The 10,888-nt window shown below is 69.9% G+C and carries 9 protein-coding genes and 1 pseudogene; 3 read left to right on the top strand and 7 right to left on the bottom strand.

The window, feature by feature from the left end:
- Positions 1-100: 100 nt before the first annotated feature.
- Positions 101-727, bottom strand: a complete 627-nt coding sequence (locus tag AB0J64_RS33870) for a LysE family translocator (protein ID WP_364036118.1) — start codon at positions 725-727, stop codon at positions 101-103.
- Between the two features lie 96 nt (positions 728-823).
- Between AB0J64_RS33870 and AB0J64_RS33865 the strand changes: the two genes are divergently transcribed.
- On the top strand, positions 824-1,282 hold the full coding sequence (locus tag AB0J64_RS33865; RefSeq protein ID WP_364036115.1) for an Lrp/AsnC family transcriptional regulator: 459 nt from the start codon (positions 824-826) through the stop codon (positions 1,280-1,282).
- A gap of 67 nt (positions 1,283-1,349) precedes the next feature.
- On the opposite strand, the gene AB0J64_RS33860 is transcribed toward AB0J64_RS33865, so the two are convergent.
- Complete coding sequence (locus tag AB0J64_RS33860) at positions 1,350-2,819, bottom strand: phosphodiester glycosidase family protein (protein ID WP_364036112.1); 1,470 nt, start codon at positions 2,817-2,819, stop codon at positions 1,350-1,352.
- A 256-nt stretch (positions 2,820-3,075) separates the two neighbouring features.
- Here AB0J64_RS33860 and trpS point away from each other — a divergent pair, with 256 nt between their 5' ends.
- Positions 3,076-4,038, top strand: coding sequence for a tryptophan--tRNA ligase (trpS, locus tag AB0J64_RS33855; RefSeq protein ID WP_364036109.1), 963 nt, complete (start codon positions 3,076-3,078; stop codon positions 4,036-4,038).
- Between the two features lie 117 nt (positions 4,039-4,155).
- On the opposite strand, the pseudogene AB0J64_RS33850 reads toward trpS, so the two are convergent.
- The 4 genes and pseudogenes from AB0J64_RS33850 to AB0J64_RS33835 all read right to left on the bottom strand — a co-directional run.
- Positions 4,156-4,386: pseudogene (locus tag AB0J64_RS33850) on the bottom strand (methyltransferase dimerization domain-containing protein); the annotation flags it as partial.
- A 99-nt stretch (positions 4,387-4,485) separates the two neighbouring features.
- The gene (locus AB0J64_RS33845) at positions 4,486-6,102 is read right to left on the bottom strand and encodes a PucR family transcriptional regulator ligand-binding domain-containing protein (RefSeq protein ID WP_364036106.1); all 1,617 of its coding nucleotides are present in this window, start codon (positions 6,100-6,102) and stop codon (positions 4,486-4,488) included.
- 57 nt (positions 6,103-6,159) lie between these two features.
- Complete coding sequence (locus AB0J64_RS33840) at positions 6,160-7,791, bottom strand: AMP-binding protein (protein ID WP_364036103.1); 1,632 nt, start codon at positions 7,789-7,791, stop codon at positions 6,160-6,162.
- 12 nt (positions 7,792-7,803) lie between these two features.
- Positions 7,804-8,505 (bottom strand): TetR/AcrR family transcriptional regulator, encoded by a 702-nt coding sequence (locus tag AB0J64_RS33835; protein ID WP_364036100.1) that lies wholly within the window; start codon positions 8,503-8,505, stop codon positions 7,804-7,806.
- 55 nt (positions 8,506-8,560) lie between these two features.
- On the opposite strand from AB0J64_RS33835, the gene AB0J64_RS33830 reads away from it, so the two are divergent.
- Entirely contained in the window at positions 8,561-10,024 is a 1,464-nt protein-coding gene (locus AB0J64_RS33830) for an MFS transporter (RefSeq protein WP_364036098.1), read from the top strand.
- On the opposite strand, the gene AB0J64_RS33825 is transcribed toward AB0J64_RS33830, so the two are convergent.
- Positions 10,021-10,719 (bottom strand): alternative oxidase, encoded by a 699-nt coding sequence (locus AB0J64_RS33825; RefSeq protein WP_364036095.1) that lies wholly within the window; start codon positions 10,717-10,719, stop codon positions 10,021-10,023. The two genes, AB0J64_RS33830 and AB0J64_RS33825, sit on opposite strands and share 4 nt — an antisense overlap.
- Positions 10,720-10,888 lie beyond the last annotated feature (169 nt).

Here is a 10,888-nt window from a genome sequence, read left to right as displayed (position 1 = left end):
AGCGCCGATGGTACTGCACTCGGGAGGGTGTGGGAGAGTAGGTCACCGCCGCACAATATTTATGAAAAAGGGCCACCCTTCGGGGTGGCCCTTTTTGCGTTCAATGGGTGCCCAGTGTGGCGGCCGCGACGACGAGGAGCATCGTGCCGGAGACGGCCGAGATCCGGCGGGCCGCCTTCGGGGTCCGGGTCAGGGCGCGACCGGCCCGTGCGGTTGCCAGGGCGATCACGCCGTACAGGATCCCGCAGTTCACGACGTGGAACAGGCCGAGGGCGGCGAGTTGGACGCCCAGCGGGATGCCTGTCTCCGTGGAGATGAACTGCGGCATCAGTGACAGATAGAGCAGGACGCCCTTCGGGTTGAGCAGGGCCGTGAGCATGCTCTGTCGCAACACCCTGCCCGTGGCCTGTGGGGCCGTGCCAGGGGTCGGGGTGGCGGGGTTCCGCAGGGACGCCAGGGTCCTGAATGCGAGGAAGATCAGGTATGCGGCGCCGGCGTACCGCATGGCGGGCAGCGCGGCCGGCACCGCGCGGAGTGCGGCGGCGAGGCCGGCGGCGGCCAGCACGGTGTGTACGGCGTAGCCCGAGCAGATGCCCGCCACCGCCGTAAGGCCGGTGCGGCGCCCTTGGCCGAGCGAGCGGGCCATGACGTAGAGCATGTCGGGGCCCGGAGTGCAGATCAGTAGCAGGTCCATGCCCAGGAAGAGCAGTAGGAGCCTGGTGTCCATGGGTTTCACCTCCTTACGTGACGGTAGTCAAGGAGGGTTGGCACACGATGGTGTATTTGTGCTGGCCAGGCGTCAGAGGTGGCAGGATATTGCGCCGTGGACAGAATCGACCGCAGGATCCTTCAAGAGCTCCAGCGGGATGGGCGGCTCAGCAACACCGAGCTGGCGGACCGGGTCGGGCTGACGCCGTCGCCGTGCCTGCGCCGGGTGCGGCAGTTGGAGGAGTCCGGCGTCATCCGTGGCTATCGGGCGCTGCTCGACGGGGGCGCTGTGGGGCGAGGGTTTGAGGCCTTCGTGACGGTCGTGATGAGGTACGAGGATCATGACACGGTGGCCGAGTTCGAGCGGCTGGTGGCGGGGATGACGGAGGTGGTCGAGGCGCACCGGCTGTTCGGGGATCCGGACTTCCTGCTGCGGGTGGCGGTGGCGGATCTGGCGGCGTACGAGCGGTTCTACTCTGAGACGCTCTCCGGGCTGCCGGGGGTGGCCCAGGTGACCTCCCACCTCGCGATGAAGGCCGTCAAGCCGGACATAGGGCTGCCATTGGATGCTTGAGGCGTTCCGGAAGGAGGCCTCGCCCGGGTGAGTCAGCCGGGCGAGGCGTGTGCGTGTGTGGTGTCTGCTACTGCGGCAGGACCAGGAGGGCGTCGCCGACGCCGCGCTCCACGCCGTCCGATGGCCGGTTGACCAGCTTGTCGCGGACCACCATCGCCGTCGAGCCGCCACCGTCCAGGTTGACGGCCTGCTTGGCGCCCAGCCAGCGCATGAACTCGGCCGCCTCGTGGAAGTTCGCCCCGACGCTCACCCCGGGGTTGCGGCCTTCGACGGCGGCCAGGATGAGGCTGCCGTTGGCGGTGACGCCGAGGAGGGTACGCGGGTGACGGCGGAGGATCATGTTCACGGAGTCGTGGCCGTCGCGCTTGGCGGTGATCTTCACCTGGCCGTTGCGCACGAGTCCGACGTTGCCCGCGATCACGTACAGGTCCGGGGTCAGCTGCAGCGCCTTCTTGGTGCGCAGGTCCACGACCTTGGTGTCGACCTTGACCGTCCAGTCCTGGAATGCGTGCTCGTTGAGCCAGTCGGCGGCCAGGCCGTTGCCGTGCAGCACCCGCGTCCCCGCGGCCACCGCGGCGCCTGACTCCCGCAGGCCCAGGACCTTGCCGTTGGCGTCGAGCACGGCGTCGGTCCCGCCGGCGGGCGTCTTGGCTCCGTACTCCTCCGTGTAGAGCACCAGCTCGTCCGTCGCGACAGCCCGGTTGACCCCGTTGACCTCGGTCTTCTGGCCGTCCTGGGAGGCCGCGGTGACGGTCGTCCTCAACTCCGTGATCTTGGCGGTGTGGCCCTTGAGTACCACGGCCGAGCGGCCGGGCACGGCCTCGCTGAGCAGCTTGCCGGCGACCACCGACGCCCCGACGGGCTCGCCGCGCAGCGCCTTGTCAGTGTGGATGTTGAAGAAGCCGCCGTTGACCCCGACGAGCGCGTGCTTGGCCTTGGCCATCGAGGAGACGGTCTCCCGCTTGGCCACGCTGGTGCCGAGCGAGGACACGTACGAGCCGCGGAACGTCCGGGCGTCGATCATCACGACCTTGACGTCCCAGGGACCGGTGGTCTTGAGGCCGTCGTCGCCGAGGTAGTCGACCTTGACCTTCAGCCCCGCGTCCTTGAGCTTCTTGGCCGTCTCCTCGGCCTTCTTCTTGTCCTCGAGGGACCAGAGGCCGACCCTGACCATGTACACGGTCTGGATGGGGGCGTCGGCGACGCTCGGCCGGATCACCTTCTGCACGCTGGGGGTCTCCCCGGCGGCCTCCACCTCGGCGGCCTTGGCCTCTGCGGTCGACTGCATCCCGTAGTCGCGGCCGCTCGGCATCAGCACGGTCACCGTGTAGCCGTCGGTCGACGTGCCGGCCTTCACGTCGTACAGGTCGATGCCCTGGGTGACGGCGGTCGCTGTCTTCGTCGGCACGGGCCGGTCGCCCAGCGGGAACTTGGCCGATGGGAACGCCACCGACGCCTGCTCCGCGGCGGCGGGCAGAGTGGTGAGCGTGAGGGTGGCGGCTATGGCCAGGCCGCCGGCGAGGGTGCGTCGAGACATGGATTCTCCAGAGGGCGGAACAGGGACCGCACCATAGTGACGAGATCATGGTCTTCGGGGCAGCCGAACGCGCTAAACGGCCGAAGAGGTTACAAGATTGACATCGCACCGGATACAATCCGCGTATGACACGCATCAGCATGTGGTGGCGGCCGACGGACGGCCGCTGAATTCCCCATGCGTGGCCGTCTCCGGGACGGCCCTCTAAAGCGTGCGGGTCCTCCCTGGGACGGCATGATCTCAAGGAGAGACCAGAATGAACGACGTCGTGCTCACCGGTGACCGCCCCACCGGGCCGCTGCATCTTGGCCACTACTTCGGCTCGCTCGCCAACCGGGTACGCCTCCAGGACACGTACCCGATGTATGTGCTGATCGCCGACTATCAGGTGATCACCGACCGGGACCTGCCCGGCGAGATCCAGCGCAACATCACCGAGTTGCTCCTCGACTACCTCGCGATCGGGATCGACCCGGACAAGGTCACGATCTTCCAGCACAGCGCGATCCCCGAGCTGAACCAGCTGCTGCTGCCGTTCCTCAGCCTGGTGTCGGTGTCCGAGCTGAGCCGCAACCCCACGGTCAAGGACGAGATCGCGCACAGCTCGCAGGCGGCGGTGAGCGGCCTGATGTTCACCTATCCCGTGCACCAGGCGGCCGACATCCTGTTCTGCAAGGGCACGCTGGTGCCGGTCGGCAAGGACCAGCTCCCGCACGTCGAGGTGACCCGGCTGGTGGCGCGCCGCTTCAACGAGCGGTACGGCGAGGTGTTCCCGTTGCCCGAGGCCATGATGGGCGAGCGGCCGATGCTCAAGGGGCTCGACGGCGGCAAGATGAGCAAGAGCCGCGGCAACGCGATCGCTCTGTCGGCCACAGACGACGAGACGGCCGCCCTCATCCGCAAGGCCCGCACGGACTCCGACCGGCTGATCACGTTCGACGAGACGCACCGCCCCGAGGTGGCGAACCTTCTCACGCTGGCCGGGCTCTGTCTCGGCCGCCCGCCGCAGGACATCGCCGAGGAGATCGGGAACGGGGGCGCCGCCGCGCTGAAGGGTCTGGCCACCGAGGCGGTCAACGAGTTCCTGCGGCCGATCAGGAAACGCCGCGCCGAGCTCGCCGAGACAGATGTGAGAGCCATCCTGGCCGCCGGCAATGAGAAGGCGCGGGAGCGGGCGGTCGCGACGCTCGAGGAGGTACGGGCCGCTATGGGTTTCTGAGGGCGATGGCCGGTTCGGCGGGCACGGCGCGCAACGGGCGCCCAGCCTGGGCCAGATCACGCACGCGGTACGCTCCCAGAACTCCAGCCCCGCCACCGGCGACGTCGGCGAGCCGGTCACGAGCCACAGCCGCGACGCGCGGGTCAGGCCGTACCGGCCGCGCCTGGCACGCGGGTAGCCGAGCCCGGCCAGGGCGCGTAACAGCACGTCCGTGGAGCGGGGATCGAGCCGCAGCGCGGCGGCGAGCTCCCCGCCGGTGGACGGGCGTTCGCGCAGGGCGTCGAAGACGCCCATCCTGGCCGCCGCGACGAGCGTGTGCAGGCCCAGGCCGCCGAAGTAGTCGAACATCGGAGTCACGAGTCCGGTGCGCCGCCGCCTCGAGGGCGTTGAAGAAGAGGGGCACACTTGCGACGTCAATCGGGCGGGCGCCCCCGCGCCGGTGTGGTGTCAGCGGGGTTCGCGGCGGAAGGACTCCAGGGCCAGCAGGGCCACGTGGAGCGACATGCACGACTCGACGTCGTCGAGGTCGGTGTCCAGGATGCGTTCGAGGCGGCGCAACCGGTCGTAGAAGGCGGGCCTGGACAGGTGGGCCTTCTGCGCGGCGACCGCCTTGTTGCGCCCCGCGTCGAGGTAGATGCGCAGGATCCGCGTCAGGTCGCCGCCCCGCTGCGCGTCGTGCGCCAGCAGCGGCCCGAGCTCCCGCTCCGCGAACGTCTGCAGCCGGGCGTCATCGCGCAGCAGGTGCAGCAGGCCGCGCAGGCGCAGGTCCGGCAGCCGGTAGAAGGCCCGGCCGTCCGGTTGGCGGACGGCCACGTCGGCCACCTGCTCGGCCTCGAGGAAGCTCCGCCGTACGTCCCTGATGGACTCCACCACCGAGCCGGCCGCCAGCACGAAGGAGGACCCCGGCCGCCAGAGCACCCGCAGCCGCTCGGAGAGCGCGGTCAGCGCGGGCTCGGCCTGGCTGCGTGGCGGGAGGGGCAGCAGGATCCCCACCCGCTCCTGGTCGAGCGCGCCGACCAGGGCGGGCAGGCGGATGTCGCGGCAGGCGGCGGCGGTGGCCTCGGCCAGCTCGCCGAGCTGGGCCTGGCCGTCGAGCGCCTGGTCGGCCGGCTCGGTCGGCCTGATGACCACGCTGATCAGCTTGCGGCCGGTGAGCGGCACGCCGACGGCGCGGGCGCGGGCGGCGGCCTCGTCGGGGTCGGCGTAGGCGTGGGTCAGGATGCCGGTGATGATCGTGCCGTGCGCCTGGCGTTCGAGTGACTCCTGGTGGCGCTCCAGCAGGCGCCCCAGGGCGAGGGTCGTGGCGGCGCGCTCGGCCAGCACCATGTCGCGCGGCGTCGGCGGCGAGTCGCAGATCAGGATCAGCCGCCCCCAGTCCTGCCCGCGCGCCCCGACCGTGGTGACCAGCCATCCCGAGGCGGTGTCGTACGCGGTGCGCTCGGACGGGGCCACCGCCCGGGACCTGGCCTCCCAGCCGGCCAGCAGCGCGCCGGCGTCGCGACCGGCGGACTCGCAGGCCAGCACCTGGTGCGCGAGGTTCTCCAGCAGCACGGGCCGGTTGGAGAGCCTGGACACCTGGGCGAGCACCTCGGCGGGCGACGCGCCCTCGACCGACAGTTCGGTGAAGACCTCGTGGAGCTGCTCGGAGGCCCGCAGCTCCTCCAGCTGGATGTCGATGATCCGGGAGTGGACGGACTCGGTGATCTGCACGAACGGCGTCTCGCGGGTCAGCACGATGACCGGCAGCCCGTGCTCCTCGGCCGACTTGACCACGGCACGGGGCAGCTCGCGGACGAACCTGCGGCCCAGCTCCACGATGAGCCCGGAGGCGCCGACAGAGGAAAGCTCGCCGATGTAGTCGGCGAGCTTCTCCGGGTCCTCGGGCAACGCGACGCCCGTGGTGAGCACCAGCTCCCCTCCCCGCAGGAGGTGGGCGATGTCGGCGATCTCGCCGACGTGCACCCACCGCACCTTGGAGTCGAGCCGGTCGGCGCCCGCGACCACGCGCGGGCTGCCCCGGCGTACGGTCTCCAGGGCGAGCACGTCGGCGATGGTGGGCAACACGGGGCAGAGCCTAGCCGATCAGAATGTAAGAACGGCCATGGGGCCATTTACGCTTTGTCACTGGCCGAGGTCCTCCTCCCGGTATTCCCTCCGGGGTTCGCGCACCCGCAGTTCGACCCGGCGGATCTTGCCGGAGATCGTCTTGGGCAGCTCGTCGAACTCCAGCCGCCGTACCCGCTTGTAGGGGGCCAGCTCCCTGCGGCAGTGCTCGAAGATCGACCGCGCGGTCGCCTCGTCCGGCTCGAACCCGGGCGCGAGCGTCACATAGGCCTTCGGTACGGCCAGGCGTACCGGATCGGGGGCGGGCACCACTGCCGCCTCGGCCACGGCCTCATGCTCCAGCAGCACGCTCTCCAGCTCGAACGGCGAGATGCGGTAGTCGGAGGCCTTGAAGACGTCGTCGGTCCTGCCCACGTAGGTGATGTAGCCGTCCTGGTCGCGGGTGGCGACGTCGCCGGTGTGGTAGAAGCCGGCGCGCATCGCATCACTCAATCCGCCGACATATCCGGACATGAGGCCGAGGGGGCGGCGGTCGTCCAGAGGCAGGCAGATCTCGCCGTCGTCCCCGGGCTCGCCGGTGACCGGGTCGAGGAGCACCACGTCGTAGCCGGGCAGCGGACGCCCCATCGACCCGGGCCTGACCGGCTCGTCCGGCGCGTTGCCGATCTGCGCGGTGGTCTCGGTCTGGCCGTAGCCGTCCCTGATCGTGATGCCCCACGCCTTGGCCACCTGGTCGATGATCTCGGGGTTGAGCGGCTCGCCGGCGGCCACCGCCGTACGCAGGGGCAGCGTCGTCCACGCCGCCAGGTCCTCCTGGATGAGCATCCGCCAGACGGTCGGCGGCGCGCAGAACGTGGTGACCTGCTCGTCCCGCAGCACCTCGAGCAGCGCCGGGGCGGAGAAGCGGCGGTAGTCGTGGATCAGCACGGTGGCGCCGGCGTTCCAGGGGGCGAAGACGTTGCTCCACGCGTGCTTGGCCCACCCCGGCGAGGACACGTTGAGATGCACGTCGCCGGGCCTGAGCCCGATCCAGAACATCGTCGACAGGTGCCCGGCCGGATAGGAGGCATGGGTGTGCTCGACCAGCTTGGGCTGCGAGGTCGTGCCCGAGGTGAAGTAGAGCAGCAGCGTGTCGCCGGCCCGGGTCGGAGCGTCGGGGGTGAAGCGCTGGCTCTCCTCGTACGCCTCGTGGTACGGCAGCCAGTTGTAGGCGTCGCCCACAGCGATCTTCGTGTACTCGCCGGACCTGAACTTCCCCGCGTCGGCGGCGTCGGCGATCACGTGGGAGACGCGGCCCCGAGCGATGCGCTCGGCGATGTCCTTGGCCGTCAGCAGCGTCGTGGCCGGGATGATGACCGCGCCCAGCTTCATCGCGGCCAGCAGCGACTCCCACAGCTCGGCCTGGTTGCCCAGCATGAGCAGGATCCGGTCGCCCCGGCGCACACCTTGCAGGTGCAGCCAGTTCGCGACCTGGTTGGAGCGGGCCGACAGCTCGGCGAACGTGTAGCGGGCGCTGCTCGCCCCCACGATCTTGAGCGCGACGGCGTCCGGCGTCTCGGCGGCCAGGACCCCGTCGAACCAGTCGAGCGCCCAGTTGAACTCCGCGAGCTCCGGCCAGCGGAAGTCGCGGCGGGCGGTGGCGGCGTCGGCGTGGAGCAGGAAATCGCGGGCGGCACGGAAAACGCTCATGCCCGGATCCTGCTACGCCGGCAGCCGCCGCTCAAGGCCGTCGAGCACCGACACCAGACCGAAATCGAAGGCGACCGCCTGGACGGCGTTCGGGTCGTCGTAGGCGTCGAAGTCCAGGCCCTCCAGCATGTCGGGGTAGTCACGGGCCGCCGTGAGGACCATCTTGCGCATCTCGTCGGGGTCGTACTCGCGGTCGGACATCGAGGTGTTCCAGGCGATCTCCGGCAGTGTCTTGCCGTAGACGTAGGCGGTGAGCGTGCTGCCGGCGTAGTCGACGTCCATCCCCTCGAACCCGGCGAGTCTGAACATCCTGCGCATTCCACTGGCCACGCGCATCGCGTTGGGGCCGAGGGCGGGCAGGCGGCCGAGGAGGTCGGCCGACCACGGGTGGCGCAGCATCACCTGGCGCATGCTGTAGGCCAGGGTCGAGGCCGCGCCCCGCCAGCCCACGTCCTCGGGCTCGGGCATGGTCATCTCGCCCCACACCTCGTCGTAGACCAGCTCCAGCAGCTCGTCCTTGTGGGCGACGTACCAGTAGATGCTGGTGGCGCCCGCGCCGAGCTTCGCGCCCAGCTTGCGCATGCTCAGGCCGCCCAGGCCCTCCGCGTCGAGCAGTTCGATGGAGGCCCTGACGATCTCCTCGCGGCTGAGCCCCGGGCTCGCGGCCTTGCGCGGCTCGCGGAGCCACACGGAGGTGAACTGCTTGCCTGTCATCCTTCAAGGATAAATGCACTCGCACGCTGTACGAGGGTTCCCATACAGTGTGCGAGTGAACTCGAACACTGTACGAGACCCACGCCGATGGTGGATCCTCGGCGTGCTCTGCCTGGCGCTGCTGGTGCTTGTCGTGGACAACACCGTCCTCAACCTCGCCATCCCCTCGCTGAACAAGGAGATGGGCGCGAGCCCGTCGGACATTCAGTGGATCATCGACGCGTACGTGCTGGCCTACGCCGGACTGCTGCTCACCTCGGGCAGCCTGTCCGACAAGTACGGCCGCAGGCTGTTCCTCATCATCGGCCTGGCGTTCTTCGGCGGCGCGTCCCTGGTGGCCGTGCTCGTCTCCGAGCCGTGGCAGCTCATCGGCGCCCGCGCCCTGATGGGCATCGGCGGCTCGCTCCTCATGCCCTCGACGCTGTCGATCCTGATGACCGTCTTCGACGAGGAGGAGCGGCGCAAGGCGATGGCCGCCTGGAGCGCGGTGGCCCTGGTCGGCATGGTGTCCGGCCCGACGCTGGGCGGCTTCATGCTGGAGCACTACTGGTGGGGCTCGGTCTTCCTGCTGAACATCCCGATCGCGGCCGTGGCGATCGTGGCCGCCGTCGTGCTCATGCCCGAGACCCGCAGCAGCGGGCGGAAGATCGACCCCGTCGGCGTGGTGCTGTCGACCGTGGGGCTGACGTCGGCCGTGTACGTCATCATCGAGCGCGAATGGAACGTGATCGGCATCGCGATCGCGGTCGTCGCCCTGGGTGCGTTCGTGGTCTGGGAGCGCAGGCAGACGCAGCCGATGCTGCCGCTGCACCTGTTCGCCAACCGCAACTTCAGCGGCGCGTCGTTCTCGATCCTGCTGATGGCGTTCGGGGCGGGCGCCGTGCTGCTGATGCTGACCCAGTACCTGCAGTTCGTGCTGGGGTATGGGGCGATGCAGGCGGGCCTGGCCATGCTGCCCTATGCCGTGGCCGCCGCGATCTTCAACGGCGTGGGCGCCGGGCTGGGCAAGAAGGCGAGCAACCGGGTGCTGGTGGGGCTGGGGCTGCTGGTGATGGCCGGCGGCTTCGCCGTCATGGCCACGACCACCGGATACCTCCCGCTCCTCACGGGCCTGGTGATCATGGGTATGGGCGCCGGGTTGGCCGGGCCGTCCGCGTACTCCTCGCTCATGGGCGCGATCCCCGTGGAGCACGCCGGCGTCGGTTCGGCGCTCAACGACACCGTCCAGCAGGTGGGCATGGCGCTGAGCATCGCGATCCTGGGCAGCGTGCTGGCCGGGCAGTACACCTCGCAGATGCCGGCCGACCTGCCCGCCGCCGCGAGGGAGTCGATCGGCGGCGCGCACCTGACGGGCTTCGCCGAGGCCGGCAACCAGGCGTTCACGTCGGCCATGCACCTGGGCTCGTGGGTCGGGGCCGCCTTCTGCGTGGCCGCCGCGCTGCTCGCGGTGGCCGTCCTGCGCCCGGTCGCGGCTCCGGTGCCGGTGCCGGAGAGCACCCCGGAAAACAGTGGGGTCTAGCGGACACGGGGCTCCCGCATGCTCTCCAGGCTGTCGAGCTTGTGGGTGCGCTCGTCGTGGCCGATCTGCCTGAGCAGGTCGGCCACCGAGCGGTGGTGGCCGTACTCGGCGGCGTACGTGCCGGGGTCGGGCACGAACTCGAGCTCCGGGTTCTCGGCCACGAAGGTCATGTACTCGTGCTCGGCGTGGTCCTCGAACTCCGCGTTCAGGCGGTAGCTCCACTCCGGCCTGACCAGGAACAGCACCCAGGACACGTGGTAGTAGAAGAACGCGATCAGCCACGGGGCGGCCCGGTGCAGGAGCCAGTTCTGCCGCTGTCCGGTCCGCTGCACGAGGTCCTGCAGGATCAGCAGGTGCCACTGCTCGTTGTCCTGGTCGGCCCGGGCCTCCACGATCCGCTCGAAGACCCTTCTGGCCAGCGCCGAGCGTCCCCGGTGGCGGTGCACGGCCCAGTAGCCCATGCGCTCCCACGCCTGGTACGGCACGCGGGCGATGATCTCCAGCATGGCGAACTTCGTGTACGAGCCCTTCTCGCCGTACATGAGGTCCACCGGCTTGAACATCATCTTGGCCAGCAGGCTGTAGCGCATGCGCGGGGTGTCCAGCGTGTCCTGCTGGGCCCGGCAGAGCTGGTCGCGGTCGAGCTTGGGCGGGCCGGAGGGCGTTTCGGGGCGGCGGTCGATCGTGACGGTCATCTCGGTCACTCCTTCGTGTTTCTGGATGATCCGATGGTGGTCGACCGGCATGGCCCGGGTCGTCGGCCGCCAGTGGGCATTCGCCGTGCCTCCCGCGGCGTACCGGCCTGACCCGGCGTACACCTCCAGGCGGACGGGGAATCCCCTAGGGGGCGTCGCATCCGGGGGA

It is taken from the genome of Nonomuraea sp. NPDC049695, assembly GCF_040674955.1.
GTDB lineage: Bacteria > Actinomycetota > Actinomycetes > Streptosporangiales > Streptosporangiaceae > Nonomuraea > Nonomuraea helvata.
The sequence above is the reverse complement of the archived record's forward strand: the minus strand, read 5'-3'. Positions and strand labels throughout refer to the sequence as shown.